General features: G+C 73.4%; 25 protein-coding genes. 16 read left to right on the top strand and 9 right to left on the bottom strand.

Going from position 1 to position 26927, the window contains the following annotated elements; translation table 11 throughout:
* Nucleotides 1–66 precede the first annotated feature (66 nt).
* Both AB0I79_RS28595 and AB0I79_RS28590 read right to left on the bottom strand, forming a co-directional pair.
* The gene (locus AB0I79_RS28595) at nucleotides 67–2379 is read right to left on the bottom strand and encodes a rhamnogalacturonan lyase (protein WP_357878869.1); all 2313 of its coding nucleotides are present in this window, start codon (nucleotides 2377–2379) and stop codon (nucleotides 67–69) included.
* Nucleotides 2380–2613: 234 nt separating this feature from the next.
* Complete coding sequence (locus tag AB0I79_RS28590; RefSeq protein WP_357878866.1) at nucleotides 2614–3375, bottom strand: DeoR/GlpR family DNA-binding transcription regulator; 762 nt, start codon at nucleotides 3373–3375, stop codon at nucleotides 2614–2616.
* A gap of 61 nt (nucleotides 3376–3436) precedes the next feature.
* Here AB0I79_RS28590 and AB0I79_RS28585 point away from each other — a divergent pair, with 61 nt between their 5' ends.
* The 3 genes from AB0I79_RS28585 (at nucleotide 3437) to AB0I79_RS28575 (ending at nucleotide 6638) form a co-directional block, all read left to right on the top strand.
* Nucleotides 3437–4936: an FGGY family carbohydrate kinase gene (locus tag AB0I79_RS28585; protein WP_357878863.1), complete on the top strand. Its 1500-nt coding sequence runs from the start codon at nucleotides 3437–3439 to the stop codon at nucleotides 4934–4936.
* Nucleotides 4933–5823, top strand: coding sequence for a hypothetical protein (locus tag AB0I79_RS28580; protein WP_357878860.1), 891 nt, complete (start codon nucleotides 4933–4935; stop codon nucleotides 5821–5823). The genes AB0I79_RS28585 and AB0I79_RS28580 overlap by 4 nt, the downstream gene beginning before the upstream one ends.
* A gap of 176 nt (nucleotides 5824–5999) precedes the next feature.
* The gene (locus AB0I79_RS28575; protein WP_357878857.1) at nucleotides 6000–6638 is read left to right on the top strand and encodes an aspartate/glutamate racemase family protein; all 639 of its coding nucleotides are present in this window, start codon (nucleotides 6000–6002) and stop codon (nucleotides 6636–6638) included.
* A 114-nt stretch (nucleotides 6639–6752) separates the two neighbouring features.
* Here AB0I79_RS28575 and AB0I79_RS28570 read toward each other — a convergent pair whose 3' ends face one another.
* Nucleotides 6753–7238, bottom strand: a complete 486-nt coding sequence (locus tag AB0I79_RS28570) for a hypothetical protein (RefSeq protein ID WP_357878854.1) — start codon at nucleotides 7236–7238, stop codon at nucleotides 6753–6755.
* Nucleotides 7239–7392: 154 nt separating this feature from the next.
* On the opposite strand from AB0I79_RS28570, the gene AB0I79_RS28565 reads away from it, so the two are divergent.
* A complete protein-coding gene (locus tag AB0I79_RS28565; protein ID WP_357878851.1) occupies nucleotides 7393–8256 on the top strand; it encodes an LLM class F420-dependent oxidoreductase in 864 nt (287 codons plus the stop codon).
* A gap of 347 nt (nucleotides 8257–8603) precedes the next feature.
* Here the strand turns inward: AB0I79_RS28565 and AB0I79_RS28560 are convergent, their stop codons facing one another.
* From AB0I79_RS28560 to AB0I79_RS28545, 4 genes are read right to left on the bottom strand one after another with little or no spacing between them, the layout of a single operon-like run.
* On the bottom strand, nucleotides 8604–8963 hold the full coding sequence (locus AB0I79_RS28560; protein WP_357878848.1) for a hypothetical protein: 360 nt from the start codon (nucleotides 8961–8963) through the stop codon (nucleotides 8604–8606).
* Entirely contained in the window at nucleotides 8960–9826 is an 867-nt protein-coding gene (locus tag AB0I79_RS28555; RefSeq protein ID WP_357878845.1) for an extradiol ring-cleavage dioxygenase, read from the bottom strand. The genes AB0I79_RS28560 and AB0I79_RS28555 overlap by 4 nt, the downstream gene beginning before the upstream one ends.
* Nucleotides 9827–9846: 20 nt before the next feature.
* A complete protein-coding gene (locus AB0I79_RS28550) occupies nucleotides 9847–10842 on the bottom strand; it encodes a citryl-CoA lyase (RefSeq protein ID WP_357878842.1) in 996 nt (331 codons plus the stop codon).
* Nucleotides 10835–11986: a CoA transferase gene (locus tag AB0I79_RS28545; protein ID WP_357878839.1), complete on the bottom strand. Its 1152-nt coding sequence runs from the start codon at nucleotides 11984–11986 to the stop codon at nucleotides 10835–10837. Before AB0I79_RS28545 ends, AB0I79_RS28550 begins: the two co-directional genes overlap by 8 nt.
* Before the next feature lie 157 nt (nucleotides 11987–12143).
* Between AB0I79_RS28545 and AB0I79_RS28540 the strand changes: the two genes are divergently transcribed.
* From AB0I79_RS28540 to AB0I79_RS28515, 6 genes are all read left to right on the top strand, one after another.
* Nucleotides 12144–13577: an amidohydrolase family protein gene (locus tag AB0I79_RS28540; RefSeq protein WP_357878836.1), complete on the top strand. Its 1434-nt coding sequence runs from the start codon at nucleotides 12144–12146 to the stop codon at nucleotides 13575–13577.
* Between the two features lie 49 nt (nucleotides 13578–13626).
* Complete coding sequence (locus AB0I79_RS28535) at nucleotides 13627–14427, top strand: IclR family transcriptional regulator C-terminal domain-containing protein (protein WP_357878833.1); 801 nt, start codon at nucleotides 13627–13629, stop codon at nucleotides 14425–14427.
* Nucleotides 14428–14560: 133 nt separating this feature from the next.
* The gene (locus AB0I79_RS28530; protein ID WP_357878830.1) at nucleotides 14561–15619 is read left to right on the top strand and encodes an alpha/beta fold hydrolase; all 1059 of its coding nucleotides are present in this window, start codon (nucleotides 14561–14563) and stop codon (nucleotides 15617–15619) included.
* 50 nt (nucleotides 15620–15669) lie between these two features.
* Nucleotides 15670–17706, top strand: coding sequence for a M14 family zinc carboxypeptidase (locus tag AB0I79_RS28525; protein WP_357878827.1), 2037 nt, complete (start codon nucleotides 15670–15672; stop codon nucleotides 17704–17706).
* Nucleotides 17706–20288 (top strand): M14 family zinc carboxypeptidase, encoded by a 2583-nt coding sequence (locus AB0I79_RS28520; protein WP_357878824.1) that lies wholly within the window; start codon nucleotides 17706–17708, stop codon nucleotides 20286–20288. Before AB0I79_RS28525 ends, AB0I79_RS28520 begins: the two co-directional genes overlap by 1 nt.
* Before the next feature lie 59 nt (nucleotides 20289–20347).
* Nucleotides 20348–20848 carry a GNAT family N-acetyltransferase gene (locus tag AB0I79_RS28515; RefSeq protein WP_357878821.1) on the top strand — a complete coding sequence of 167 codons (501 nt, stop codon included), beginning with the start codon at nucleotides 20348–20350 and terminating at the stop codon, nucleotides 20846–20848.
* Here the strand turns inward: AB0I79_RS28515 and fusA are convergent.
* On the bottom strand, nucleotides 20845–22854 hold the full coding sequence (gene fusA / locus AB0I79_RS28510; RefSeq protein ID WP_357878818.1) for an elongation factor G: 2010 nt from the start codon (nucleotides 22852–22854) through the stop codon (nucleotides 20845–20847). The genes AB0I79_RS28515 and fusA overlap by 4 nt on opposite strands.
* Nucleotides 22855–23224: 370 nt before the next feature.
* On the opposite strand from fusA, the gene AB0I79_RS28505 reads away from it, so the two are divergent.
* The 3 genes from AB0I79_RS28505 (at nucleotide 23225) to AB0I79_RS28495 (ending at nucleotide 25199) form a co-directional block, all read left to right on the top strand.
* Nucleotides 23225–23941, top strand: coding sequence for a GNAT family N-acyltransferase (locus AB0I79_RS28505; RefSeq protein ID WP_357878815.1), 717 nt, complete (start codon nucleotides 23225–23227; stop codon nucleotides 23939–23941).
* Nucleotides 23938–24798 (top strand): lysophospholipid acyltransferase family protein, encoded by an 861-nt coding sequence (locus AB0I79_RS28500; RefSeq protein ID WP_357878812.1) that lies wholly within the window; start codon nucleotides 23938–23940, stop codon nucleotides 24796–24798. The genes AB0I79_RS28505 and AB0I79_RS28500 overlap by 4 nt, the downstream gene beginning before the upstream one ends.
* A gap of 131 nt (nucleotides 24799–24929) precedes the next feature.
* A complete protein-coding gene (locus tag AB0I79_RS28495) occupies nucleotides 24930–25199 on the top strand; it encodes a WGxxGxxG family protein (RefSeq protein WP_357878810.1) in 270 nt (89 codons plus the stop codon).
* A gap of 160 nt (nucleotides 25200–25359) precedes the next feature.
* Here the strand turns inward: AB0I79_RS28495 and aztA are convergent, their stop codons facing one another.
* On the bottom strand, nucleotides 25360–26100 hold the full coding sequence (gene aztA / locus AB0I79_RS28490) for a zinc ABC transporter ATP-binding protein AztA (protein WP_357878807.1): 741 nt from the start codon (nucleotides 26098–26100) through the stop codon (nucleotides 25360–25362).
* Between the two features lie 80 nt (nucleotides 26101–26180).
* On the opposite strand from aztA, the gene rpmB reads away from it, so the two are divergent.
* The 3 genes from rpmB to rpmF are packed head-to-tail and all read left to right on the top strand — an operon-like array spanning nucleotide 26181 to nucleotide 26886.
* Nucleotides 26181–26417, top strand: coding sequence for a 50S ribosomal protein L28 (gene rpmB / locus AB0I79_RS28485; protein WP_357878804.1), 237 nt, complete (start codon nucleotides 26181–26183; stop codon nucleotides 26415–26417).
* Nucleotides 26417–26716, top strand: a complete 300-nt coding sequence (rpsN, locus tag AB0I79_RS28480) for a 30S ribosomal protein S14 (protein WP_357878801.1) — start codon at nucleotides 26417–26419, stop codon at nucleotides 26714–26716. Before rpmB ends, rpsN begins: the two co-directional genes overlap by 1 nt.
* A 2-nt stretch (nucleotides 26717–26718) precedes the next feature.
* Nucleotides 26719–26886: a 50S ribosomal protein L32 gene (gene rpmF / locus AB0I79_RS28475; RefSeq protein WP_357878798.1), complete on the top strand. Its 168-nt coding sequence runs from the start codon at nucleotides 26719–26721 to the stop codon at nucleotides 26884–26886.
* Nucleotides 26887–26927 lie beyond the last annotated feature (41 nt).

Raw genomic sequence — 26927 nt, 5'->3', positions numbered from 1 at the left:
CACGCGGCCACGGCCTGCGCCTGCCCTCGGGAGGGGCCGGCCCGTGAGCCGGCCCCTCCCTCCGGGTCACCTGCGGCCGGGTACGGGGACCTTCGACCAGTCGATGTCCGAGCCGAAGTAGAAGCTCGGGTAGGCGGGCTGGTTGTAGGCCGTCTGCTGGCGGGCCACCTCGACCCGGTACTGCGGGTCGTGCATCAGCGTGTACAGCTTGCGGTCGGTCAGCTCGGTGCTGAGATACACCCGGACCGCGCTGCTGTCGGCCGTCCGGACCAGCAGTTCCTCGCGCCAGTCGCCGAACACGTCGGCCACCAGGCCGGGGTTGCCCTTGGTCCAGTTGTTGGTCAGCGTGCCCTCGGCCGTCAGCAGCGTGCCGCGCCTGTAGTCGTCGATGGTCGGCGTCTGCAGGACGGTGGTGGCGGTGCCGTTGACGAGCTGGGTGGTCATGTCGGCGGCCCAGCGGATGCTCATGTTCGTGCCGGGCGCGTTGCGGCCCAGGTACTCGCCGCGCGCCGACCACAGGCCCGCCTGGACGGCCTGGTCGGGCGGCATCGACGACCAGCTCTCGACGCCGCGGACGGCGGGGTCGATGTCGCCGGCCATGCCGCGGCCGGTGTCCACGCCGCTGTAGCCGCCGTGGATGACCTGGCCGGTGGCCGCGTCGCGCAGCGCCCAGCCGTACGGGGCCGAGCGGCCGCCCTCGTGCACCGTCCAGATCTCCAGGCCGGGCCGGTCGGGGTCGAAGTCGCCCACGTGCATGGCGTCGCCGTGGCCGAGGCGGATGGACTGGCCGGGGAAGTTGCCGGTCGGCGGGCCCTCGGCGAAGGAGGAGTACAGCAGGTCGCCGTCGTCGTCGATGGTGGCGGCGCCGTAGACGATCTCCTGCTTGCCGTCGGCGTCCACGTCGGCGGCGCTCATCGAGTGGAAGCCCTGGGTGGTGAGCTTGGCGTACTCGGGGTCGGTCCCGTCCACGCCGTGCGGTCCGGAGTTGAACGGGTTGGACATCGGGGCGTGGCCGCTGTCGACGTACCAGCGCTCCTTGAGCCGCCTGCCGTTCCAGTCGTAGGCGACCAGGGTGGTACGGGTGTAGTAGCCGCGCGCGAAGATCGCCGAGGGCCGCTTGCCGTCGAGGTAGGCGACCGAGGACAGGAAGCGGTCCACCCGGTTGCCCGGCTCGACCCTGGCCATCGCGTAGTCGCCCCACAGCAGGCCGTCGTCGCCCCGTCCGGGCTTGTAGTGGATCGTCTGCAGCTCGCGCCCGGTGGCGCCGTCGAACACCGACAGGTACTCGGGGCCGGTCAGGACGAACCCGTTGAACTCCCGCAGCCGGTTGTTGCCGCTGCGGCTCGGCGCGTAGACGTCGATGAAGTAGTTCGCCAGCTCGGTCGCGTCGGCCTGCGAGAGCGGGTAGGCGTACTTCTTCTCGATGCCGAACGCCTCTTCCAGCGTGGCCGGCCAGCGCCCCGCGACGACCTCCGGGTGCTCGTGCCATTTCGCGAACATTTCAACAACGTGGTCGAAATAGTCTGCGGCACTCTTTCGATAGTCGTCGGTGTTGGCGTATCCGGCCTTGAGGTCTTCGCGCGGCATCGTGACGTACCGCTCGGACACCACCCGGCCGTCGGAGCCGTAGCGGATGATCTTCGTGCCGGGGGCGGTCTTGAGCATCGTCTCCGAGCGGCCGTCGCCGTCGAAGTCGTAGACCAGGAACTGCGTGTAGTGGGCGCCGGAGCGGATGTTCACGCCCAGGTCGAGCCGCCAGCGCAGGGTGCCGTCCAGCTCGTAGGTGTCCAGGTACGTGTTGCCGGTGTAGCCGCGCTGCGAGACGTCCTTGGAGTTCGACGGGTCCCACTTGACCACGTACTCGTACTGGCCGTCGCCGTCCACGTCGCCCACGCTCAGGTCGTTGGCCGCGTACGTGTAGGCCTCGCCCATCGGGGTCACCCCGTCGGCCGGCTTCTTCAGCGGAAGGTCATGAAACGTTTTAAGCCAAGGCTTCGCCGCAGCGCTGCGGCGGCCCTCGCGGCCCTTGACGATCGGGGCGACCCGGTACTCGGAGGCGGCCGTGCCGGCGGGGTCGCGGTAGTTGGTGCTGTCGGTCACCGTGGCGATCGGGCGGCCGTCGCGGTAGACGCGGAAGTCGGCGCCCGTCATGCCCGTGGCGCCGGCGCCGGTCACCTCGTCGCCGAGAAGGCGCCAGCTCAGGAAGGTGCCTTCGCTGGTGGAGGCCGCGACCAGGCCGCGGTCGAGGTGCTCGAGCCTGATGCCGTCACGGTGGCCGCCCGCTGCGTCGGCTGACGCGGGCAGGGCCGTGAGCGGCAGGCAGAGCAGGGCGGCCAGGCCCGAGGCTAACGCGCGGCGGATGCTGCTGGGGGGTCTCATGTGACGAGCTCCGCTGATTGAATCGATTAAATTTTGGCTGGAGAGTATTGGCCGCCTGTGAGGTTTGTCAAGGACCTGTTTCCTGCTGATTTCCTGGCATCCAGAAATGAGCCGCGCCTCTCGCGGGGCCGAATTGAATGCGTTATGGGAAAAGGCGATCGCCCTTGCGGCCGGTCATGGGCGCGCCGGGACGGCGTTGCCCGCGTCAGCCCGTGTGAGCGCTCACAGGCCGGCCTATGGCGCGAGTTGCACCCTGACGCCCGCGAAGCCCGCCGGGACGCCGTCCGTCACCAGGCGCTCGGCCGCCTCCCAGCCGCACACCCGGATGGGGGCGCTCAGCGCGAACTTGCGCGCGTCGCCCACGACGAGCGTCCTGCGGGCGATGGAGACGAGGCGGCGCTTGGTCTCGGCCTCGTACGGCGTCGCCCCGTACACGCCCGAGCCGTCGAGCGCGGTGGCGGCCAGGAACAGCGTGCGCACGCTCAGGTGCTCCAGCGCCGCCAGGGTCTCGGGCCCGCCGAAGGAGCGCGTGTCCCTGCCGTACTGGCCGCCGATGCCGATGAGCGTGATGTCCGGCCGGGGGGCCAGCACGGCGATGGCGGGCAGCGAGTGGGTGATCACCGTGAGACCGGCGTCGGCGGGCAGCAGCTTGGCGATCTCCAGGGTCGTGGTGCCCGAGTCGAGCGCCACGGCCGTGCCCGGCTCGACGTGCTCGACGGCCGCGGCCGCGATCGCGCGCTTGGCGGCGGCGGCCTGGGCGGAGCGGTCGGCGAAGGGCGGGGCGGTCGCGTCCGCCGCCGTGGCACCGCCGCGTACGACCCTGATCAGGCCGTCCTCGGCCAGCCTGCGCAGGTCGCGGCGGACGGTGTTGGGGGAGACGCCCAGGTCGGTGACCAGGTCGGCGGCGGCGACGTACCCGTCCAGCTCGACGCGGCGCAGGATCGCCTCGCGGCGGTGCGGGGCCGAGGTGTAGCGGAGGGTGCCTTCGCTGCTCATGTGAGCATTATGGCTCAAAGGTTGGCACATTTACGCCAACTTCTGGACTTATAGTGACAACATGACGCCGGGGACTCCGCGGGCACTGACCGCCGGGATCGACGTGGGCACCACCCACGTCAAGGTGGGCTTCTTCGACGAGCGGGGCGGCTGCGTGGCCGCCGTGCGCCGGGCCACGCCCCGCGACCTGCCCGCACTCGTGGCCGCCGTGGCGCAGGGGCTCGAGGAGTGCGCGGAGCGGGCCGGACGGGCGCCCGCGGCGATCGGGATCGCCGGCATGGCCGAGACCGGCGTGCCGCTCGACGCGTCCGGGCAGGCGCTCACCCCGCTGCTGTGGTGGAACGATCCCCGGGGCGCGGCGGAGATCGCGGAGCTCGACCTGGACGCCAGGACCCTGTACGCGCGGACCGGGCGGTGGGCCGACGCCAAGGCCCCGCTGGCCAAGTGGCTGTGGCTGCGGGACCAGGCGCCGGAGGTGCTCCGGTCGATGCGGTGGTGGGCGAGCGTGCCGGACGCGGTGGCGTACGCGCTCACGGGGGTGCTGCGCACGCATGCCACGCTGGCGGCGCGCACGCTGGGCTACCACGTCGAGCTCGGCGAGTACGACGCGGAGCTGCTCGCCCTGGCCGGGCTGAGCGGCGCGCGGCTGCCCGCCCTCCAACCGGCGGTGGAGCCGGTCGGCGGGGTGGTGGCGCGCATCAGCGGCGTGCCCCCCGGCACGCCGGTGCTGATCGCGGGACACGATCACGCGGTGGGGGCGTGGGCGGCGGGGATACGGCGGCCGGGGGACGTGGCGGACTCGCTGGGGACGGCCGAGGCGGTGATCATGCCGACGGCGGAGCGGCCCGATCCGGATGCGGGGCCGGCACTGGGGGTGACGGCGGATCCGTCGCTGGACGGGGCCCGTACGGTGCTGGTGGGCGGGCTGGCGACGAGCGGCGCGGTGGTGGACTGGCTGCTCGCTGCCCTCGCCGCGTCGGCGGGCACCGGTGGCGCGGGTGGCGGGTGCGGGGACGATGACGTCCGGGGCGAGAGCGGGAACGGTGGGTATGCGGCGCTGCCCGGGCTGCTGGCGGACGTGCGGTTGCCGACCGGGATCGTCGTCGAGCCGTACCTGCGCGGCCGCATGGCCCCCGCGCCCGACCGGGACCGGCGGATGACCTGGTCCGGGATCGCGGCCGGGCACGGCGCCGGCGACCTGCTCGCGGCAGCCATCGAGGGCACCTGCCTGCACACCCGCTGGACCCTCGACGAGCTCACCGCCCTGACCGGCACCACCCCCCAGCGCCTGGCCGTCTTCGGCGGCCAGGTCAGGATCCCGCTCTGGATGCGGGTCAAGGCGGCCGTCTCGCCCGTGCCCGTCCAGGTGGTGCGGGCCGACGACGCCGTCTGCGCGGGAGCCGCGCTCATCGCCGGGCAGGCGGGCGGCTCGCTGGACGACGTACCCGTGCTGCCCGCGGAACGGTTGCCACCCGACCCCGAGCTCCAGGCCGCCTACCTGCCCCTCTACGACCGATTCCGCACCTCAGCCCGAGCACCGCGACGACAGGAGCACGCATGACCGCCCAGCAGATCACCACACCGACGCTCGACCTGCTGGCCCGCCCGTCCGGCGGGTTCGCGATGGTGGCGATGGACCAGCGGGAGAGCCTCAGGCAGATGTTCACGGCGGCCCTCGGGGAGCGGGTGGGGGACGACCGGCTGACGTCGTTCAAGCTGGCGGTGGCGCGGGAGGTGGGGCCGTACGCGTCCGGGTTCCTCATCGACCAGGACTACGGGTTCGGGCAGGTGGCCGCCGAGCGGATGGTGCCAGGCGGGCTGATCGTCGCCGTGGACAGCCTGCGCCAGGAGCCTGACGGGCCGGTGGAGGACACCGGGATCGACGAGCGGGTCGACCTGGCCGCCGCCAGGGAGGCCGGGGCCGTGGCGGCCAAGCTGCTGCTCATCTGGCGTGACGACGAGCGGCGGGGGCGGCGGCTGGAGATCGCCGCCGAGTTCGTGCGGCGGTGCGCGGACGCCGGGCTGCTGTCGGTCCTCGAAGGCGTCGCCAAGCCGGCCGCCGGAGCCGCCGGATTCGACGGGCCCGCCGCGATCCGCGAGGCGGCCGGGGAACTGGCCGGGCTGCGGCCGAGCCTGTACAAGGCGCAGGTCCCGCTGGGCGGGGCGGCGCCGGAGGAGCGGCTGGCCGAGGAGTGCGCGCGGCTCGACGAGGTGATCCCCGTCCCGTGGGTCGTGCTCTCCCAGGGCGTGGAGCGCGACGACTTCCCCGCCGCCGTCCGGGCCGCCTGCCGGGCCGGGGCGTCGGGCATGCTGGCCGGGCGGGCCGTCTGGAGCGACGTGGTCGGATCCGAGGACGTGGCCGCCGAGCTGCGCTCCCGTTCCGTGCCCCGACTGCAAGGGCTGGCGGCGATCGTGGACGAGCACGCCCGCCCCTGGACCGCCCGATGAGCCGCCCCGAGACGGGTTCGGAGCCTCTGGGGAGTCGTCCTGCGACGGGTTCGGAGGATCCGATGGGCCGTCCTGCGACGGGTTCGGAGCGCCCGGCGAGCCGTCTCGCGGCGAGTGCGGATGGGCCTGCGAGTCGTCTCGCGGTGAGTGCGGATCGGCCTGCGGGGGGCGCCGGCGTGACGATCGCGATGCTGCACACCGTGCCGGCGCTCGCCGCCCCCCTCGCCGAGCTGGCCGCCGAGGTGCGGCCGGACGCCCGGATCATGCACTTCGTGGACGAGAGCCTGCTCCAGGACACCATCACCGCCGGCGGCCCGCCGCCGCACGTGCTGCGCCGGGTGGTGGCGTACGCGGCCTACGCCGAGGAGTCCGGCGCGGGCACGCTGCTGGTGACCTGCTCGTCCATCGGCGAGGCGGCCGAGCGGGCGCGCCCCTTCGCCGCGCTGCCGATCCTGCGGATCGACGAGCCCATGGCCGAGCAGGCCGTACGGGAAGGCGCCCGGATCGGCGTGCTGGCCACGCTCGCCACCACCCTCGGCCCCACCGCCCGGGCGGTCCAGCGGGCGGCGGCGCGGAGCGAGGCGGAACGGGAGGTCGTGCCACGGCTGTGCGAGGGGGCGTTCGAGGCGCTGCGGGCCGGTGACGCTGCCCGGCACGACACGCTGGTCCTCGACGGGTTCCGGGAGCTGGCGGCGAAGGTGGACGTGGTGGTGCTGGCCCAGGCGTCCATGGCGCGGATCGTGGGGGAGGCGGGCGGTGGTGTCCCGGTGCTGTCGTCGCCGCGCTCGGGAGTGGCCCAGCTCGCCCAGACCTGAGCCCCACCCGCCGGCGTGGCGACCAGCTACCAGCGCCGCCCCACCCGCCGGTGCGGCGACCAGCTACCAGCGCCGCCTCACTCGCCGGTGCGGCGACCAGCTACCAAGGCCGCTTCACCCGCCGGCGCCAGACACCGCGCTGGCGCCGCGCCGCCGCGCCGGACGCGTCGCCACCAGGTACGACCGCGACATCTCCACGGTCAAGGCGATCGCGACGAGGCCGAGAACCCCGTGGTACCACCGCCATCCCACCCCCATGCCGATGAACCCGTCCAGCACCATGATCCCGCCGCCGCCGAGAACGGCCAGCGTCATCGCGGCCAGCACGACCAGCATCAGCGCCCTGGACACCCGGCGCCCGAGCGACGTGACGGTGGCCAGCGCGACGCACGCGCCCAGCACCCCCGACGCGCTCGCGAGCCACTGCCCGAACGCCGGGTCCAGGAAGTAGGCAGCGGCCTCGGCGGCCGGCACCGGCGGCCCGCCGGGGAACCCGAGCCGGGCCTGCACGGCGAAGGCGGCCTTGCCCGCGGCATACCCGAGCAGCAGCAGCGCCATCCCGTACGCCGGCCAGCGCCGCGGACGATCGAAATCAACCATGGCACCGACCGTAGAACCGGCCGGCCGGGCGGCACTCCCGTGCGCGGGGGAGACGCCTCCCCCGCGCGGGGGAGAGCCCTCCGCTTCTGCGCAGGGGATCTTCATGGATAGGGTTGGGCCGTCACCTCGTGTGCCGGCTGAGGGAGAGGTTGTCATGGATCTTTCCGGTGTGGGCGTGTGGAGTCACCACCTGCGTTACGGCGATCCCGGCGAAGCCGCCGACGCGGCCGCGGAGCTCGATGAGCTGGGATTTCGCGCCCTGTGGTTCCCGGACGGCGGAGGGCCGATCTTCGAGGCGGTCAGCAACCTGCTGACGGCGACCCGCGAGATCGTCGTGGCCACGGGCATTCTCAACCTCTGGATGCACGACCCCGCCGGCGTCGCCGCCTCCTTCGCGTCGCTGTCCGCGCAGCACGACGGCCGGTTCCTGATGGGCATCGGCGTGAGCCACTCGGTCGCGGTCAACAACGAACAGGACCCGGGCCGCTACCGCAAGCCGCTGGCGGCGATGTCGGCCTTCCTCGACGAGCTCGACGGGGCGGATCAGCCGGTTCCCGCCGAGAGCCGGGTGCTGGCCGCGCTCGGCCCGAAGATGCTGGACATGGCCGCCAAGCGGGCGCGTGGCGCTCACCCCTACCTCGTCACCCCCGAGCACACCCGGCGTGCGCGGGAGGCACTGGGGGAGGGGCCGCTTCTGCTCCCGGAACAGACGGTGATCCTGTGCGCGGACAGGGAGGAGGCGCGCGCGATCGGCGACGGCTGGCTGCGGGGCTACCTCGCCCTGCCGAACTACGCCAACAACCTGCTGCGTCTCGGCTACTCGCCCGAGGAGGTGGCCTCGGTGAGCGACCGCCTGTTCGACGACGTGTTCGCGTGGGGGGACGAGGAGGCGATCCTGCGACGGCTGGACGAGCACCGCGCCGCCGGGGCCGATCACGTGTGCGTGCAGGTGATCACCGCCGATGCCGACGTCTTCCCGCGCAAGGAGTGGCGCACCCTCGCCGCCGCGCTGCACTGACCATCGGATCAGACCTATGGCTCGGTCCGCTCCCGGCCTGGCCCGGTCCCGGTCCGCTCGCGGTCTCGCGGAGGCCGCGGGAGTCGCTGGCCGCCGCGAGACTGGTGCGCATGAGCAGCAAGGCGTGGAACAGGACGCAGGCAGGCTTCCGAGCCGGTGCTCGACACCATCGCGCTGTTCGGTAGGCCGCCGGCCGGTGGCGCCGACCGGCCAGGCCGCCGACGTCACCACCCCCGCCGTGGTCGTGGCCGGCGCAGCCGGGTGACGAGCTCGGAGCTGACCGGCGGCCCGGCCAGTGGGCGGGCCGCCGGGCGAGTTGGTGGGCGGGTCGGTGGGGTGGTCGTTCATCAGGTCGCGATGTCCGGGTACGGCAGCCGCACGTGCGCCAGCCGTCGCGCGTACTCGGTCTGGAACCCCAGCGGCGGATGATCCCGCTCGAACATCGCGATGAACAGCGTCAGCGTCAGGAACGGATGCGCCCCCAGCTCGAACAGCCGCGGATAGTCGTGCGAGGCCAGCGCCTCCCGCTCGATGGCGTCGAAGCCCAGCCACGTGGACGACTCGCCCTCGTGGCATCCCAGGATCCGGTTCGCGTACGCGGACTCCCACCACTCCACCGTGGCCCGCGGCTCGGCGCGGTAGCGCTCCACCAGCTCGGGATCGCGGTCTACGGTGAACAGGAACTTGTTCAGCAGGTACTTGCTCACGACCGGCCGCCTCCGTCCGGGAACCAGGTGAAGTACGCCTCCATGGTGTGGAACAGGTCGTAGGTGTCCACGTAGTCGGCCTTACGGCCGTCGCCCGCCACCCCCATCATGAGCATGAAGTCCATGAACCCGTGGGTGGCGTTGCCCGGCAGGTGCAGGCTGTCGAGGGTGACCTCGGCCAGGCAGCTTTCGATGTCCCCCGAGGAGATCCACTCCACGGCCTTGCGGTCGAACTCGGGGTCGGGGCCGTGCGGCCCGAACTGGCGCGGCCCGCCGAGCTCGAGCGACAGGTGCCCGGTGCCGATGATCGCGACCCGCTGCTCGGACGGCCACGACTCCACCAGCTCCCTGATGGTCCGTCCGAGCTGCACGAACCGCTTCGGCCGCGGCAGGGGAGGGGCGAAGATGTTGGTGTAGACGGGCACGATCGGCAGGTCGTTCTGCGGCCGCAGGGTGATGATCGGGCAGGTGATCGAGTGGTCGATCCGCAGCTCGTTGGAGAAGGCCAGGTCGAACCCGGCGTCCAGGCCCTCGCGCAGGAGGTGCGCCGACAGGTCCTCCTGCCCCCGGCACACCATGCGGGGGAGCCCGAACTCGCGTTCCTCGTTGTAGAAGTTCGCGTCGTAGTAGGGCGCCTTGCCGATCAGGAACTGCGGCATGTTGTCCAGCCAGAGCTGGTGGAAGTGGTCGGAGCCGACCATCACCAGCACGTCCGGCCTGGCGCTGGTCAGCGTCTCCCGGAACGCCATCACCTTGCGCACCCACTCGTCGGCGAACGGCGGGCGGTCCTCGCCGGTCGCGGTGCTGGCGCGGTAGTAGAAGGGATGGTGCGTGGACGCGATGACGGCGACGACCTCAGCCATGCGGACCTCCATCGACGAGCTCAGCCATGCGGGCCTCCATCGGGGTACGGCTCGGGCGGGACGGACCGGTTGTTCAGGTCCACGGACAGGAAGATCTCGTTGGCCACCGGGTGGCGCAGCTCCTCGGCGAGCTGCCCGATCAGCCCGGCGGTCCTGGCCAGCAGCGCGAACCCGCGCAGCAGCTCCAGCGGCAGCCCCAGGTCGGCCAGCGCGGCCCCGCAGGCCCCGGCGCCGTTCAGCGGCAGCGTCCGGCCGAGCACGCGCGGGTGCACCCGTCCGATGGCCGCGAACAGCGACAGGTGCGGTCCGAACAGCCCTTCCTCGGCCGCGATCTCGAACAGCCGCGGCGTGCGCGGGTCGCCGTCCTTGTGCACGTGGTGGCCGAGCCCCGGGATGAGCAGCCCCGACTCGCGCCGGGCCCGGACGGTCTCCAGGGCGAGCGCGTCCCAGCCCGAGTCGTCGCACGGCAGGGGGTCGCGACCGGCGATCATCTCGTGCAGGAACCGGCCGCAGTCCTCGGTGACGCCGAGGAAGCGCGAGCCGCCGCCGAGCAGCCCGGCCGCCAGGGCCCCCTGTACGGAGTCGGGCGCCGACAGGTACGTCAGCCGCGTCACGATCGCGGTCGGCGTGAACCCGTGATCGGCCAGCGCGGCCAGCACGGCCTCGAACACCCGCACCTCGCCGGGGGCGGGCCGGCGCTGCGTGGCCAGCCAGAACGCCAGCTCGCCGAAGCCCACCTCGCCCATCACGTCCGCGGCCAGGTCGTGCCCGAGCAGCGTGATCTCCTTGCGGGAGGACGCCCCGAGCGCGGTCGGATACTCGGGCCGCCGCACACCGGCCGCGTCCTCGGGCCGCCGCACACCGGCCGCGTCCTCGGGCCGCCGCCCGCCTGCCGCGTCCTCGGGCCGCCGCACACCGGCCGCGTCCTCGGGCCGCCGCCCGCCTGCCACGTGCTCGGGTTGCCGCCCGCCCGAAGCGTCCGCAGGAGGCCGTCCGCCCGCCACGTCCTCAGGCATGCGTCCCGCCCTCCAGCCATTTGCGCAGCTCGGCGCCGTGCTCGTCCAGCTCGGGCGGCGGCAGCGCGTACCCGGCGGGCGTCTCGGAGAAGCGGATCGGATGCCGCGTCGTCGGCACCGCCCGCTCGCCCTCGCCCACCACCACGACCGGCTCCAGCCCGAACCGCTCCGCCGCCGCGAACCCGCCGTCGATGGTGTTGATCGGCCCGCTCGGCACCCCGGCCTCCACCAGCAGGGCGAACCACTCGTCCGCCGGCCGGGTGACCAGCCGCTCGACGAGCAGCGGCCGCAGCTCCTCGCGCCGCGCCGTACGGTCGGCGTTGCGCGCGAACCGCGGGTCGTCGGCCACCTCGGGGATCCCGAGCACCTCGCACAACTTCCTGAACTGCCCGTCGTTGGCGGCGGCCACGATCAGGTCGTGGTCGGCGGTGGGCAGCGGCTCGTACGGGAAGACGCTCGGATGCGCGTTCCCCATCCTGAACGGCACCACGTCCCCCGCCACGTACGCGGAGCTCTGGTTGACCAGCCCCGTCAGCGCGGACGACATCAGGTTCACCTCGACGTGCTGACCCCGCCCGGTCGTGTCGCGGTGCCGCAGGGCGGCCAGCACGCCGATGACGGCGTGGTTGCCCGCCATCACGTCGAACACCGAGATCCCGGCCCGGTACGGCGGCCCGTCCGGCTCCCCTGTCAGGCTCATCAGCCCCGACATGGCCTGCACCATCAGGTCGTAACCCGGCACCCGCGCCCCGGCCCCCGACCCGAACCCGCTGATCGACGCGTACACCACGCCGGGGTTGCCGGAGGAGACGGCCGCGTAGTCGAGCCCGTACCTGGTCAGGCCGCCCGGCCGGAAGTTCTCCACCAGCACGTCGGCCCGCCGGGCCAGCTCCCTGGCCAGCCGCGCGTCGCCCTCGTCGCGCAGGTCCAGCGCGATCGACCGCTTGCCCCGGTTGACCCCGAGGTAGTACGTGGACACCTCGCCCCGCGCGGGCGGCGTCCACGTCCGCGTGTCGTCGCCCTGCGGCCCCTCCACCTTGACGACGTCGGCGCCCAGGTCGGCGAGCAACATCGTGGCGTACGGCCCGGCCAGGATCCTGGAGAAGTCGGCCACCAGCACGCCGGACAAAGGCCCGTCAGTCATCCAGCTCCACCTCGCGTCCGTGTAACGGACGAATGTCCGCCGACGTGATCACAACATGCGCCGCCGCCCTCGTCAACCGTCTTGACAGCACATCATTGGCTCATCACAGTGACGGTGACCGTACAGCGGACAATCGTTCGCAAACGAGGAGCGTGCCATGAACGACTTCGAGGCCGGACGCCCCCTGGTGCTGCGCGGCGGCACCGTGCTGCCCATGGACGGCCGCCGCGTGCTGCCCCGCACGGACGTCCTCGTCACCGGGGACACGATCGCCGCCGTCGGCCCCGGCCTGGAGGCCCCCGAGGGCGCCACCGAGATCGACGCCACCGGCGGCATCGTCATGCCCGGCATGATCGACACGCACCGCCACATGTGGCAGACCGCGCTGCGCGGCTACGGCGCCGACTGGACGCTCACCCAGTACTTCGTCTGGTTCTACCTGGAGCACGGCAAGCTGTTCCGGCCCGAGGACGTGCACGCCGGCAACACGCTGGCCGCGATCGAGGCCATCGACGCCGGCGTCACCACCGTCGTCGACTGGTCGCACGGCCTGCGCACCCCCGACCACGCCGACGCCGCGGCCGACGCGCTGCGGTCGGTGCCGGGCCGGTACGTGCTCGCGTACGGCAACATCCAGCAGCCGCCCGCCGAGTGGGCGACGGCGCCGGAGTTCCGCGACTTCGTGCGCAGGAGGATCACCGGCGACGGCATGCTCGGCTTCCAGATGGCCTTCGACGTGCTCGGCGACCCGTCCTTCCCCGAGCAGCCCGCCTTCGAGGTCGCCCGCGACCTCGGCGTGGCCGTCACCACGCACGCCGGCGTGTGGGGCGCCACCGGCGACGACGGCATCCGGCTGATGTACGAGCACGGCTTCATGACCCCCGGCACCGTCTACGTGCACGCCGCCTCGCTGTCGGCCGACTCCTACCACCGCATCGCGGCCACCGGCGGCTCCATCTCGGTCTCCACGGAGAGCGAGCAGAGCGCGGGCCAGGGCTACCCGCCCACCTGGGCCGTCCGCGCGCACGGCATCCCGGTCTCGCTGTCCATGGACACCAGCGTGTGGTGGAGCGGCGACCTGTTCTCCGCCATGCGCGCCACGCTCGGCGCCGACCGCTCCCGCGAGCACCTGGAGGCGCACGCCAAGAGCGAGACGGTCACGCACTGCGCGCTGCGCGCCGACCAGGTCGTGGACTGGGCCACCCGGGGCGGCGCCGCCGCCATCGGCCGCGACGACCTCGGCACCGTCGCGCCCGGCCGGAAGGCGGACCTCGTGCTCATCAAGAACGACGCATCGCCCGTGTCGTTCCCGCTGCTCAACCCGTTCGGGCACGTCGCGTTCCAGGCGCAGCGCGGCGACGTGCACACCGTGCTGGTGAACGGGCGGGTCGTCAAGCACGAGCACCGGCTGGTCGGGATCGACCTGGCCGCCGCGCGGGCCGAGGCCGAGCGCACGGTCGAGTACCTCAAGGGGGAGATGGGGGAGGAGGCCTGGGAGAAGGGCATGAACCCCGACATCCCCAGCACCAAGGTCCTCGACAACCCGTACACCTACACCGACTACCGCAGCGACTCCACCCACCGCCTGTAGGAGACCCTAAAGTCGGATCAAGCAGATCCAGAAGCGAGCGAGGGCGTACATGGCACGTGGTGAGACCGGACCTGACTTCATCGAGGCGCTGGCACGCGGCCTCGACGTCATCAGGGCCTTCCAGCCGGGCCGCCCGGTCATGTCGCTGACCGAGGTGGCGACGGCCGCCGGCCTGGCCCGCCCGACGGCCCGGCGCATCCTGCTCACCCTCCAGGAGCTGGGTTACGCCAGGCCGGAGCAGGGCGGGTTCGCGCTCACGCCGAGGGTGCTGGAGCTGGGCGTGTCGTACGTGCGCTCGATGGGCCTGTGGGAGGTGGCCCGCCCGCACCTGGAGCGGCTGGTCACGCAGACGCGCGAGTCGTCCTCGATCGCCCAGCTCGACGGCTCCGACATCGTGTACGTGGCCAGGGTCTCCGTCCCGAAGATCGTCGCCCTGTCGGTGCAGATCGGCACCCGCTTCCCGGCGCTGCAGACGTCCCTGGGCAAGGTGCTGCTGGCCGCGCTGCCGCCGGCCGAGGTGGAGCGGGTGCTGTCCGAGCCGAGCCGCTCCGGCATCGAGCCGCGCTGGCGGCCGGACGCCAAGGAGCGCGAGGCGGCGCTGCGCACGGTGCGGGCCAAGGGGTGGGCGGTGACCGACGAGCAGCTCGCCCTGGGCATCCGGTCGGTGGCGGCCCCGCTGCGCGACGGGCTCGGCAACGTCATCGCGGCGGTGAACGTCAACGCGCACGCCGCCGAGACCTCCATCGAGCAGCTCACGGAGGAGCACCTGCCGCTGCTGCTGAAGACGGCGAGCGCGATCAGCGCCGACTGGGCGGCCTACGACGCGGTGCCGCACGTCACCGCGTCGTGACCGAGCGACCGCCGGCGCCGCACGTCACCGCGTCGTGAGCGCCGCCCGCGATTACGTCGCTTCCGCATATCAATCGCATGCGATGAAGAGATGAATCCCGGGTCACCGCCACCGCTGGCGGCAGGATCGGCCCATGCGCCTGATCCTCAACACCGTCATCAGCCTGGTCACCGCCGTCTCCCTGACGGCCGAACCCCGCGACCAGGTGAAACGCTCGGACTTCCACGTCACGAGCGACCCCGGCGTGCGGATCGCCGTCCGCGAGGTGACCGCCCCGGGCGCCGGGCGTGGGCGCCCGCCGGTCCTGCTGCTGCACGGCGCCCGCGTCCCGGGCGTGGCGAGCTTCGACCTGCCCGTCCCCGGCGGCTCGCTCGCCGAGGACCTGGCCCGCGCCGGCCACCGCGTCTACGTCATGGACGCCCGCGGCTACGGCGCCTCCACCCGCCCGCCGGCCCTGTCCCGGCCGCCCCAGGAGAACCGGCCCGCCGTACGCTCCGACGAGGTGGTCCGCGACATCGCCGCCGTGGTGGACCGGATCGCCCCCAGGGGCAAGGTCGCCCTGCTCGGCTGGGCGACCGGAGCCCACTGGCTGGGCCAGTACGCCGCCGCTGACCCCGGCCGGGTCAGCCACCTCGTCCTCTACAACACCCTGTACGGCCCCGTCGACGGCCACCCCACCCTGGGCCGCGGCAGCGACTCCGAGGACCCGGCCCACCCGGGCCGCTTCAACGCCGCCCGCTACGGCGCCTACCGCCTGGCCACCGGAGACAGCCTCCTGCCGTCGTGGGACAGCAGCATCCCGGCGGGGGACAAGACGGCCTGGCGCGACCCGGCGGTGGTGGGCGCCTACGTCAAGGCCGCGCTGGCCTCCGACCCCACCAGCGGCACCCGTACGCCGCCCAGCTTCCGCGCCCCCTCCGGCGCCATGGAGGACAGCTTCTACCTGGCCACGGGCCGCCAGCTCTGGGACGCCGGCACGATCACCGCCCGCACGCTCATCGTGCGCAGCCAGCGCGACTTCTGGAGCCGCCGCGAGGACGTGACGAGGCTGCGCGAGCACCTCGTGCACGCCCGCGAGGTGCGCAGCGTGGAGCTGCCGGAGGCGACGCACTACGTGCATCTCGACCGCGCCGAACGCGGCAGGGAGCGTTTTGTCCGAGAGGTTGTGAATTTCCTGGGTCTTGCCGGTTGATGATTGTCGGCTTTCAATGAGCCCCAGAAGGGATCTTCCTGGAGGGGCTCATGCACGGCTTACGGGCGTCCGCGGTCGTTCTGCTGACCGTCGTCACGACATTCCTGGCACCTGCGCCATCGGTCCCGGCGGTCGCCGGACCCGCCGACCCGGAGCCGGTCTCCCTGGTCACGCTGTCCGTGCCGGACGCGGCCGCCATGGAGCGGCTCGTCGCCTCCGGCGCCGACCTCACCGAACGCGTGCGCCCGCAGGCGGACGGCAGCGTCCGGATCGACGCGGTGCTCACCCCGAGCCAGCTCGCCGCGCTGCCCGCGGGCGTGACCCGGGCGTCCGGCAGCGTGCCGCAGGCGGCCCGCAAGGCCACCACCGCCACCACGCAGCAGGACCAGATCGTGGTCGAGCGGGCGGTCTGGTTCAGGTCCCGCGACGGGTACTTCCTGTCCGTCGAGGCCAGCAGCAGCGCCGCCCAGGCCGCCACGCTCACCGTCACCTGGCAGGGCAGGCGTGGCACCACCGGGCAGGCCGAGATGATCGCGTACGTGGACGCGGGCGCGTACCTGGGACACCAGTTCAGCACGCCCGTCCCGGCCGGCGACCGGCCGCAGCGGATCACCGTCACCTCCACCGGCGGCGGCAGGGCCGAGGCCCGGGTCGGAGAATGGCCCGACGGCGAGCGGCCCGACCACACCGGCCGCGGCTACCAGAAGGACTTCATCACCCAGTACATGCCGCCGGCCCTGCTCAACGAGCGCATCAAGGCGCTGCACCGGCAGTTCCCCAAGCTCACCGACCTGATCGCGCTGCCGTACAGGACGAACGGGTACCGCAGGCACGCCCAGGCGCTGATCGGCACCCCGCCCGGCGCCGCCGTCGTCGTCACCTCCACCGCGTACGGCTCCGAGGGCGGCAACGACCTGTCCGTCGAGCTGGTCACCCCGGGCACGCCCGACCGGCCGCTGCAGGTCACCGTCAACGGCAAGCTCATCACCGTCAGCCTGGCCACCGACGGCTCCGGCGCGCCGGCCAGCACCGCCGCCCAGGTCGTCGCGGCCGTCAACGCCGTGCCCGGCATCCCCGTCAGGGCCGCCCTCTACCGCACCGACCCGGGGGCGGGCGTCATGGCGCCCGCGCCGCCGGTCCAGCTCGACGACTTCCTCAACGCCCCGGCCGACGTCTCCCGCGCGCCCGCGACGGTGCTCGCGCTGCGCATCGGCGAGCGCCGCGACGGCTCGCGCACCGGCGTGCTCGCCTACGCGCAGGAGCACGCCAGGGAGTGGGTGACGCCGCTGGTCACGATCGAGGCGGCCGAGCGGCTGCTGCGCAACTACGCCCGTGACAGGGCCACGCGCCGGCTGCTGGAGCGCACCGACATCTTCATCGTGCCGACCGTCAACCCCGACGGCGCGAACTACAGCTTCTACGACTTCAACTCCCAGCGGAAGAACATGACGAACCACTGCCCGCCGCAGCAGTCCGACCCGGCGCTGCGCAACACCTGGGGCGTGGACGTCAACCGCAACTACGCCGCCGGCTCGCTGTTCGACGGCTACTTCGGCGCCTCGGCCAACTGCCAGAGCGGCACGTACGCCGGCCCCGGCGAGCACTCCGAGCCCGAGAGCCGCAACGTCATCTGGCTGGCGCAGAAGTACCGCAACATCAAGTTCGCCATGAACGTGCACAGCTACGGCGGCTTCTTCATGTGGCCTCCGGGCGCGTACAAGCTCGACGGCCGCGTCACCCTGCCCAGGCCCGCGCAGCAGGAGCTGGCCTACTTCCTGCGCTCGGCCCGCACGATCGAGCAGGCCATCGCCGCCGAGCGGGGCACCGTCATCTGGCCGCAGCAGACCGGGCCGGTGACGGACGTGCTGTACTCGGCGGCCGGGAACTCCGCCGACGAGCTCTGGTACGACTTCGGCATCTACGGCTGGGACTTCGAGGTCGGCGCCGACCTGTGGAACCCGGCGACCCGCGCGTGGGAGGGCGTGGGCTTCCAGCCGCCGTTCGAGGAGGGCCACGCGGAGGCGATGGAGTTCGCCGCGGGCCTCATCTCGCTCATCGGGATCGCCGCCGACTACAGGGAGCGTTGATGCGCCGCCTCCTGGCCGTGACCGTCGCGGCCGCGCTCCTCGCCGTCCCCGCACCGGCCGCGCTGGCAGGCCCGCAGCCGTCGCCCCAGGCCGGCGCCGCCCAGGCCCCCGGCGGCGGCCCCGTTCGGGACTTCGGCAACGGCCCCGAGCGGAACGAGGTCGCGGCGGGCGTGCCCGAGCAGGCCGCCACCCTCGACGCCAGGGCCATGCCCGAGGCCCAACCGTACGGTCACTCGCGCGAGCGCGGCTACCCGCGTCAGACGAGGCTCCCGCTGCCGCCGGAGAACCCGGCCGACTCCTCGATCAAGCTGGGACTGGTGCCGTACCACGGCATCGCGCCCAAGCTGAACGAGCTGCAGCAGCGCAGCGACCGGGTGAGCGTGGAGGTCATCGGCCGCTCGTACCAGGGCCGCGACCTCTACCTCGTCACCGTCACCGAGCCGGAGAGCGCCGCCAGGGCGCGCGAGCAGGAGCGCATCCGCGAGCGCATCGAGAACGACCCGGCCGCCGCCGCCCGCGAGCGCGGGCTGGCCGCCCGGTACAAGGCGCCGGTCTTCGTCAACGCCAACATCCACGGCAACGAGTGGGAGGGCACCGACGCGTCCCTGCGCACCATCGAGCAGCTCGCCACCAGCAGGGACCCGGCGGTCGCGGGCCTGCTCGCCCGCACCCGCCTGTACTTCAACGTCACCGCCAACCCCGACGGCCGCGTCAACGGCGTGCGCCAGAACGGCGCCGGCTTCGACCTGAACCGCGACTTCGTCACCGCCTCCCAGCCCGAGACGCGCGCCATGCGCCAGGCGATCATGGACACCCAGCCGGTCGCCCTGGTCGACCTGCACGGCTACGTCAACGGCACGCTCATCGAGCCGACCACCCCGCCGCACGGCGCCAACTACGAGTACGACCTGTTCATCACCAACACCTACGCCAACGGCCTCGGCATGGAGGCCGCGGTCAACGCGCTCGGCTACACCCCGGACAAGGACGGCGTGGAGCCGGCGCAGATCCCGTTCCGCGACTCCGCGGACGGCTGGGACGACTGGCCGCCCATCTTCACCCCGCAGTACGCGCCGTTCCACGGCACGGTCGCCGCGCACACCGTGGAGATCCCCCTCGACGTCAACGAGCCCGCCTACAGCAACGAGCCGGTGGAGGAGCTGCGCCGCCGCTCGGCCATCAACACCGACGTGGCCGCCGCGGCGGTGCGCGCCACCTACGGCTTCGTGCAGGCACGGCACGACCGGCTGATCGCCGACCAGATCGAGGTGTTCCGGCGCGGCGCGGCGGGCGAGCCGGCGAAGGTCGTGCCGCTCGGCATCGTGCCGGGCTTCGGCCCCGAGGACGTCTACACCACCACGTTCCCGCGCGCGTACGTCATCCCGGCAGGGTCCGGGCAGCGCTCGGCCACCGCTGCCGCACGCCTGGTGGACCACCTGGTCGCCAACGACGTCCGGGTCGAGCGGGCCAGGTCGGCGTTCCGCTCGGGCGGCAGGACGTACCCGGCAGGCTCGTACGTGGTGGACATGCGCCAGCCGAAGCGCGGCCTGGCCAACGTCATGCTGGAGCCGGGCGCGGACATCTCGCCCAGGGTCGGCGCCATGTACGACATCTCCGGCTGGAGCCACGCGTTGCTGTGGGGCGCCACGGTGGAGCCGGTCGGGTCGCTGCGCGCGCGTACCGAGCCGGTCAGGGCCGCCGCCCCGACAGGCTCGGTCCCGCGCACCCCCGGCCCGCTCGCGCTGGAGGTGGGCGACGCCAAGGAGGTCAGGGCGCTCAACGACCTGCTCTCCCAGGGCATCGCGGTGACCTGGGACGACGGCACGGCGATCGTCCCGGCCTCGGCCAGGCGGGCGGCCGGGACGGTGGCCGACCGCTACGGCGTCGCCTTCACCCCTGCGGGCACGGCCACCGGCGTCCCCCTCAGCCGGGTGCGCATCGCCGCCGCCGCGTCCGCCGACGAGCTGTTCACGCTGCGCGAGCTGGGCTTCCCCGTCACGCCGGTCTCCACCGCGGTGCTGAACGCCGGCTACGACTGGAGCGCCACCGACGTCCTGTACGTCTCCAGCGGCCTCAACCACGCGGCGCTCAACGCGGCGGCCAGGACGGCGCTCGACGCGTTCCTCGCCACCGGCGGCGTCATCACCCGCGGCCGGACGGGCGCCGCCTTCAACGCCGCCGCCGGCCTGCTGACCGCCACCACGGTGGCCGGCAACCCGGACGGCAACGGCGTGGTCCGCACCGTGTCCGCCGACAGCGGCCTGCCCGGCCACTCGTTCGTGTACTCGCCGCTCTGGTTCACCGGCCTGGGGCCCGAGGTCACGGTCGAGCAGTCGTACGCGGCGGACGGCCCGCTGGTCGCGGGCCACTGGCGGCCCAGGGAGGACGGCTCGGGAGGCGGCCAGGAACAGGCCAGAGGGCAGGCCGCCGTGGTCAGCGGCAGGGACGAGCGGGGCGCGGCCGTGGTGCTGTTCGGCACCGAGCCGATGTTCCGCAACCATCCCAAGGGCCTGTTCGCCCAGGTGGCCGGGGCGCTGTACTGGTCGTCCTCGGTCACGGGGGCCGCCGTCACCACTCCATGATCGGATCTGATATGTTCTACCCTTCCGGTCGGGTTTGCTCCCGGCCGGAAGGTCTTTGTATGACTTCTCCACATGTGACCGTGCGGCCGATGACGGCCGCCGACCGTCCCACGGCCGAGCGGCTCTGGCTGATGTTCCGCCACGACATGGCCGACTTCCAGGGCGGCCTGCCCAGCCCCGACGGCACCTACCACAGCGACCGGCTGCGCTCGGCGCTGGCGGGCGACGACTGGGCGCCCTACCTGTTCACCAGCGGCGAGTCGCCGGTCGGCTTCGCGTTCGTGCGCGCGCTGTCCGGCCCGGCGCGCGTGCTGAACAGCTTCTTCGTGGTACGCGGCGCGCGCAGGGCCGGCATCGGGATGGCCGTCGTGCGGGAGGTGATCTCGCGTCACCCCGGCCCCTGGAAGGTCGCCTTCCAGGACGCCAACACGACGGCCGTCGCGTTCTGGCGGCGGGTCGCCACGGAGATCGCCGGCGCCGCGTGGACGGAGGAACGCCTGGCCGTGCCGAACCGGCCCGACGTCCCCCCTGACGTCTGGATCTCCTTCACCGCCGGTTAGGCGGGGGCGTACCCGGCGGGGCGCGTGGTGAACGTGCCCCGCCCCTGCGTACGGCTGCGCAACCGGGTCGCGTACCCGAACACCTCGGCCAGCGGCACCACCGCGGTGATCACCACCGCGCCGGCCCGCGCCTCGGAGCCCGAGATGCGGCCCCGCCGCGCGGCCAGGTCGCCCAGCACCCCGCCGGCCATCTCGTCGGGCACCGTCACCGTCACCTCCACCACCGGTTCCAGGAGCACCATCGCGCACCGGCGCAGCGCCTCGCGCAGCGCCAGCCGCCCGGCCGTGCGGAACGCCATCTCCGAGGAGTCCTTGACGTGCGTGGCCCCGTCGGTCAGCGTGACCCGCAGCCCGGTCACCGGGTGACCGGCGAGCGGACCGTCGGACAAGGCGTCCCGGCAGCCGGCCTCGACCGCGCGCACGTACTCGCGCGGCACCCGGCCGCCGGTCACCGCCGAGGCGAACGCGAAGCCCTCCTCCAGCGGCTCGACGTCGATCACCACGTGGGCGAACTGCCCGGCGCCGCCGTCCTGCTTGACGTGCCGGTACAGCAGCCCGGACACGCCACGCACGACCGTCTCCCTGAACGCGACCTGCGGCCGCCCGACGCTCACCTCCAGCCTGTGGTCGCGCCGCAGCTTCTCCGCCGCCACCTCCAGATGCAGCTCGCCCATCCCGGACAGCACGGTCTGCCCGGTCTCGGCGTCGGCGCGCACGGCCAGCGAGGGATCCTCCTCGGCCAGCCGGGCCAGCGCCGCCGCCAGCCGGTCGGCGTCGCCGCTCCCGCGCGCCTCGACGGCCACGGACACCACCGGCTCGGTCGCGCCCGGCGGCTCCAGCAGCAGCGGAGCGCCGGGCGCGCACAGCGTCGTGCCCGTGCGGGCCGCCTTCGGCCCGACCACGGCCACGATGTCGCCTGCCACCGCCCGGTCCGCCTCGGCGTGCCGGTCGGCCTGCACCCGCAGGATCCGGCCGATCCGCTCGGTCCGGCCCGTGCCCGCGTCCAGCACGGTGTCCCCCTTCCGCATCGTGCCCGAGTAGATCCGCAGGTACGTCAGCCGGCCGGTCGCCGTCGCGCTGACCTTGAACGCCAGCGCGGCCAGTGGCGCCGCCGGGTCGGCCGGGCGGGACTGCCCGTCCTGCCCGCGCACGGCGGGCACGTCCAGCGGCGAGGGCAGGTACCGGACGGCGGCGTCCAGCAGCGGCTCGATCCCGCGGTCCCGGTACGCCGAGCCGCACAGCACCACCACGCCGGCACCGCTGCCGGTCAGCTCGCGCAGCGCGGCCACCAGCGTCGCCTCCGAGACCGACGGCTCGGCGCAGAACTCCTCCAGCGCGCCCGGATGCAGCTCGGCCACCGCCTCCTCCAGCAGCCGGCGCCGCCGCCGCGCCTCCGCCAGCAGGCGCTCCGGCACGGGCCCGGCCTCCAGCACGCCGCCGTCCCAGAGCAGGGCCCGCATGGCGAGCAGGTCCACCACGCCGGCGAAGCCGTCCTCGCGGCCGATCGGGAGCTGCACGACCAGCGGCGCCGGATGCAGCCTGCGGCGGATCGACTCCACCGCCGCGTCGAGGTCGGCGCCCGCCCGGTCCAGCTTGTTCACGAACGCGATGCGCGGGACCCCGTGCCGGTCGGCCCGCCGCCACACCGACTCGCTCTGCGGCTCCACCCCGGCCACGCCGTCGAACACCGCGATCGCGCCGTCGAGCACCCGCAGGGAACGCTCCACCTCGTCGGTGAAGTCGACGTGACCCGGGGTGTCGATCAGGTTGATCCGGTGCCCGTCCCACTCGCAGCTCACCGCGGCGGCGAAGATCGTGATGCCGCGGTCGCGCTCCTGGGGGTCGAAGTCGGTGACGGTGGTGCCGTCGTGCACCTCGCCGCGCTTGTAGGTGGCGCCGGTCAGGTAGAGCATCCGCTCGGTGACGGTGGTCTTGCCGGCGTCGACGTGGGCGAGGATGCCGAGATTACGGACGGTCTGCAGGGAGTTGAAAACGTGAGCACGCACGGCCCATGACCCTTTCGGGGCTCATTTCGGACAGGACGGCGCGATTCGATGGCCTGCGGAGGATCCTTGGGAAGGGTCTCGTCAGGGCAGCAACCAGTGGCGGCCGCGCAGCCGGCACCGGGCGCGCGAAGACACCAGGATCACCTCGTAACGCGACAGGGAGGCGGCGGCAGCGGTGCTGTGGTCACGCACGGCCGGCTCCCTTCCTTGATCACGTCATCGGCGTCAGGTGGTGAGTGTAGTGAGCCGGTCGACGCGCGGGGAAACGATTTTTTCTCTCGGTCGCCTGGCTGCCCCCGGCGCGAGACGCGCACGTCATTTCGGCATGTCGACATAGGCGCGAGAACCCTTCAGGGAAGGACGCGCGCCCATGACGATCTCTCTCGGCACCGGCAGGTACACGGTCGGCATGGCCTCCAGCGCCGCCGACCTGCAGGCGGCCCAGCGGCTGCGATACGCGGTCTTCGCCGGGGAGATGGGGGCGCGGCTCGACAGCCCGGTCTCCGGCCTCGACGCCGACCGGTTCGACGCCTACTGCGACCACCTCCTCGTCCGCGACGGCGACCAGGTCGTCGGGACGTACCGGCTGCTGCCTCCCGGGCGCACCGAGCGGCTCTACTCGGACGCCGAGTTCGACCTCACCGGCCTCGCCCCCCTCAGGAAGGGGCTGGTGGAGGCGGGCCGCACCTGCGTGCACCCCGACCACCGGGACGGGGCGGTGGTCGCCCTGATGTGGGCGGGCATCGCCCGTTACATGGTCTCCGGCGGGTACCGGTGGCTGGCGGGCTGCTGCTCGGTGCCGCTCGGCGACGGGGGCGCGCTGGCCGCCGCCGTGATGGAACGGGTGCCGCTCGGCCCCGAGGAGCACCGGGTGCGCCCGCGCACGCCGTGGCGGCCCGGCCGGGTGGCGCTGCCCGACCGGTTCGTGCCGCCGCCGCTGCTGCGGGGCTACCTGCGGCTGGGCTCGTGGGTGTGCGGGGAGCCCGCGCACGACCGGGACTTCGGCACCGCCGACTTCTTCATGCTGCTGTCCATGGCCAACGTCAACACCCGCTACCTGCGCCACTTCCTCGGCGAGCCCCTGTGAGCACCGTCCTGCCGCCACCCGCGGCGCAGCTCAACCCCTGGCGGCCCCTGGGGCCGTGCACGCCCGCCGCCTGCATCGGGGACCCGGCCTCCGCGGTGGGCCGCGTCCGGCGTGCCGCGCGCCTGCTGGCCGCCGTCGTCGTGGTGCTGGGCGGCGTGCCCGTGGCCCTGGTCGCCCGCGCGTTCACGCAGGCGCGGCTCACACGGCTGTGGGCGCGGCTGATGCTGCGCGCGCTCGGCATCCGCCTGGAGGCGCACGGGGCCGGCGTCGTCGCGGGGACGGGCACGCTGGTGGTGGCCAACCACATCTCCTGGCTCGACCCGCTGGTCATCGCCGCCACGGTGCCGTCCAGGCCGCTGGCCAAGCGGGAGGTCGCCGGCTGGCCGCTCATCGGCACCCTGGTGGCGGGGGCCGGGGCGCTGTTCATCGACAGGGAGCGGCTCATGGCGCTGCCGGCGGCGGTGGCCGCCGTGGCCGGCGCGCTCAGGGCGGGCGACACGGTCGTCGCCTTCCCCGAGGGGACCACCTGGTGCGGGCGGGGGATGGGCGGGTTCCGGCCCGCGGTCTTCCAGGCGGCGATCGACGCGGGAGCCGCCGTCCGGCCGGCCACGCTGCGCTACCGCGAGGGGCCGGCGCCCTCCACCCGTGCCTGCTTCGTGGGCGACGACTCGCTGCTGGCCTCCCTGCTGCGGGTGGCCGCCACGCGGGACCTGGTCGTGGAGGTGAGGCTGCTGGCTCCCGTACGGCCCGCGCCCGGCGCCGCCGGCCCGCGGGCGAGAGCGGAGCTGGCCGGGATCGCCGAGGCCCGCGTACGTGCCGGCGTGCCCGGCCGCCACCTGCCGGGAGAAGGCGTTTGATGCGCCCTGGACGATGGTAGGGGGCTGTTAGCAGGGGATCTGGAGATCGCCCCGCTATCGGAAGCCTTCGTCGAAGAAGGCGTGATAGGCGGTCTCCGCGGTTGCAGAGACCGCCGGATCGGGGGAACCCAATGCGCAAGACCCTGACCGGGCTGGGCCTGGCGTTCTTCTTGACGCTAGCCCCGGCCGCTGCGGCGACGGCCGACACACCCGTCGAGCCGGTCGCCCAGAGCCAGGTGACGCCGGCACCGCAGGACAACAACCGGGACGAAGGCGGCGGCAACGCCGGACTGTGGGGCCTGCTGGGCCTGCTCGGCCTGCTGGGCCTGGCAGGCATGCGCAAGCAGCGCAACCACGTCGGCACCGCGGAGCACATGTCGCACCGCACCACGCGGCCGTAACGGGGCCGGCCCCGGCCTCGTGCCGGGGTGAAGCGCACCAGGTGACACGGCTGCCGGCAGGTCAGCCGTGTCACAACATCGATCGATCTCCGCAGCTGAGTCAGCCTCACCTCAGCCGCGCGACCGCTGATCCCGAACGGGGAGCCGCCGGTCGGCGCGGTCACCGGCGCGCCCGGAGCTCCGCTGCCGCTGCGGCTGCCGGCCCGGACGCGACGCCGCTGATCAGCGGCTCTCCTGGGGGCAGTACGGAGGCGGGAGGGCCCTGCGCGACGAGCCGGCCCTCGTCGAGGACCAGGCAGTGATCGGCACGCAGGGCCGCGGCCGGATCGTGGGTGACGTGGACGATCGTCACGCCACGGGCACTCTCCCGGTCGAGCACCTCGGCGATGTGCTGCCTGGCGGCCGTGTCGAGGCCGGTCGCGGGCTCGTCCAGCAGGAGCAGATCGGGCTCCTGGGCGAGCCCCTGGGCCAGCAGCACGCGCTGGCGCTGGCCGCCCGACAGCGTGCTCAGCCGGCGCGCGGCCAGCGAGGAGACGTCCAGCGCGGCCATGCAGGTCTCCACGATCGCCCGGTCGTGCGCCGTCAGCCGCCGCCAGGGGCCGCGTGAGGCCCAGCGGCCCATCGCCACCGTGTCGCGCACCGTGATCGGCAGCGCGTCGGAGACGGCGTCGCGCTGCACCACGTACCCGGGCCGGCCGGCGCCGCCGAGCTCGACCGTGCCGCGTACCGGCCGGATGGTTCCGGCCAGGACGCCGAGCAGCGTGGACTTGCCCGAGCCGTTCGGGCCGACGACCGCGGTGACGGCCCGGCGGGGCAGCCGGGCCGACAGCCCGCGCAGGACCGTCGTGCGGCCGTAGCCCGCCGTGACCCCGCTGAGCACGACCGCATCGCTGATCCCCATGACCCTCCTCGGCAGCCGGTATTTGAATTGATAACCATTGTCATTATCATGGCAGCGCTCCGCAACTCGAAAGGAACCTGATGTCCGCGCACTGCCAGCTCACCGGCCTCAAGCCGGTCTTCGGCAACAACGTCTCCCACTCCCACCGGCGCACCCGGCGCCGCTGGAACCCCAACGTCCAGCAGCGCCGTTACTGGCTGCCCAGCGAGGGCCGCTTCGTCAAGCTCACGCTCAGCGCCCGCGCGATCAAGACGGTCGACAAGATCGGCATCGAGCAGGCCGTGGCGCGCATCCGGGCACGGGGGGAGAGGATCTGATGGCGAAGAAGAGCAAGATCGCCGCCAACGAGCGCCGCAAGGCCGTCGTGGCCCGCTACGCCGAACGGCGCGCCGAGCTGAAGGAGATCATCCGCACCGGCACGCCCCAGGACCGCGCGGACGCCGCGCGGGAGCTGTCCCGCCAGCCGCGCGACGCCAGCGCCACCCGCGTGCGCAACCGCGACTCCGTCGACGGCCGCCCCCGCGGGCATCTGACCAAGTTCGGGCTCTCCCGCGTGCGCTTCCGCGAGATGGCGCACCGCGGCGAGCTGCCCGGGATCACGAAGGCGAGCTGGTAGCCATGGCCGTCCCCAAGCGCAGGACCTCCCGCAGCAACACCAGGCACCGCCGCAGCCGGTGGAAGGCCGCCGTCCCGGAGCTGGTGCCGATCACGATCGGCGGGCGGGAGCTGCTCGTCCCGCGCCGGCTCGTCCGCGCCTACCGGCGCGGGCTGATCACGGCCGGATGAGGTGACCCGGCCGCAGGGCGATCGGCGGGCACGTGAGCCCG

The sequence above is a fragment of the Nonomuraea sp. NPDC050202 genome (assembly GCF_040656115.1).
Lineage (GTDB): Bacteria > Actinomycetota > Actinomycetes > Streptosporangiales > Streptosporangiaceae > Nonomuraea.
This window is presented reverse-complemented; position numbering and strand designations above follow the sequence as displayed.

What these genes read in the sequence shown, in the direction of transcription:
- AB0I79_RS28595 (WP_357878869.1), bottom strand. Translation starts at nt 2,379, where the DNA reads ATGAGACCCCCCAGCAGCATCCGCCGCGCGTTAGCCTCGGGCCTGGCC.
- AB0I79_RS28590 (WP_357878866.1), bottom strand. Translation starts at nt 3,375, where the DNA reads ATGAGCAGCGAAGGCACCCTCCGCTACACCTCGGCCCCGCACCGCCGC.
- AB0I79_RS28585 (WP_357878863.1), top strand. Translation starts at nt 3,437, where the DNA reads ATGACGCCGGGGACTCCGCGGGCACTGACCGCCGGGATCGACGTGGGC.
- AB0I79_RS28580 (WP_357878860.1), top strand. Translation starts at nt 4,933, where the DNA reads ATGACCGCCCAGCAGATCACCACACCGACGCTCGACCTGCTGGCCCGC.
- AB0I79_RS28570 (WP_357878854.1), bottom strand. Translation starts at nt 7,238, where the DNA reads ATGGTTGATTTCGATCGTCCGCGGCGCTGGCCGGCGTACGGGATGGCG.
- AB0I79_RS28565 (WP_357878851.1), top strand. Translation starts at nt 7,393, where the DNA reads ATGGATCTTTCCGGTGTGGGCGTGTGGAGTCACCACCTGCGTTACGGC.
- AB0I79_RS28555 (WP_357878845.1), bottom strand. Translation starts at nt 9,826, where the DNA reads ATGGCTGAGGTCGTCGCCGTCATCGCGTCCACGCACCATCCCTTCTAC.
- AB0I79_RS28550 (WP_357878842.1), bottom strand. Translation starts at nt 10,842, where the DNA reads ATGCCTGAGGACGTGGCGGGCGGACGGCCTCCTGCGGACGCTTCGGGC.
- AB0I79_RS28545 (WP_357878839.1), bottom strand. Translation starts at nt 11,986, where the DNA reads ATGACTGACGGGCCTTTGTCCGGCGTGCTGGTGGCCGACTTCTCCAGG.
- AB0I79_RS28540 (WP_357878836.1), top strand. Translation starts at nt 12,144, where the DNA reads ATGAACGACTTCGAGGCCGGACGCCCCCTGGTGCTGCGCGGCGGCACC.
- AB0I79_RS28535 (WP_357878833.1), top strand. Translation starts at nt 13,627, where the DNA reads ATGGCACGTGGTGAGACCGGACCTGACTTCATCGAGGCGCTGGCACGC.
- AB0I79_RS28530 (WP_357878830.1), top strand. Translation starts at nt 14,561, where the DNA reads ATGCGCCTGATCCTCAACACCGTCATCAGCCTGGTCACCGCCGTCTCC.
- AB0I79_RS28525 (WP_357878827.1), top strand. Translation starts at nt 15,670, where the DNA reads ATGCACGGCTTACGGGCGTCCGCGGTCGTTCTGCTGACCGTCGTCACG.
- AB0I79_RS28520 (WP_357878824.1), top strand. Translation starts at nt 17,706, where the DNA reads ATGCGCCGCCTCCTGGCCGTGACCGTCGCGGCCGCGCTCCTCGCCGTC.
- AB0I79_RS28515 (WP_357878821.1), top strand. Translation starts at nt 20,348, where the DNA reads ATGACTTCTCCACATGTGACCGTGCGGCCGATGACGGCCGCCGACCGT.
- AB0I79_RS28505 (WP_357878815.1), top strand. Translation starts at nt 23,225, where the DNA reads ATGACGATCTCTCTCGGCACCGGCAGGTACACGGTCGGCATGGCCTCC.
- AB0I79_RS28495 (WP_357878810.1), top strand. Translation starts at nt 24,930, where the DNA reads ATGCGCAAGACCCTGACCGGGCTGGGCCTGGCGTTCTTCTTGACGCTA.
- aztA (WP_357878807.1), bottom strand. Translation starts at nt 26,100, where the DNA reads ATGGGGATCAGCGATGCGGTCGTGCTCAGCGGGGTCACGGCGGGCTAC.
- rpmB (WP_357878804.1), top strand. Translation starts at nt 26,181, where the DNA reads ATGTCCGCGCACTGCCAGCTCACCGGCCTCAAGCCGGTCTTCGGCAAC.
- rpsN (WP_357878801.1), top strand. Translation starts at nt 26,417, where the DNA reads ATGGCGAAGAAGAGCAAGATCGCCGCCAACGAGCGCCGCAAGGCCGTC.
- rpmF (WP_357878798.1), top strand. Translation starts at nt 26,719, where the DNA reads ATGGCCGTCCCCAAGCGCAGGACCTCCCGCAGCAACACCAGGCACCGC.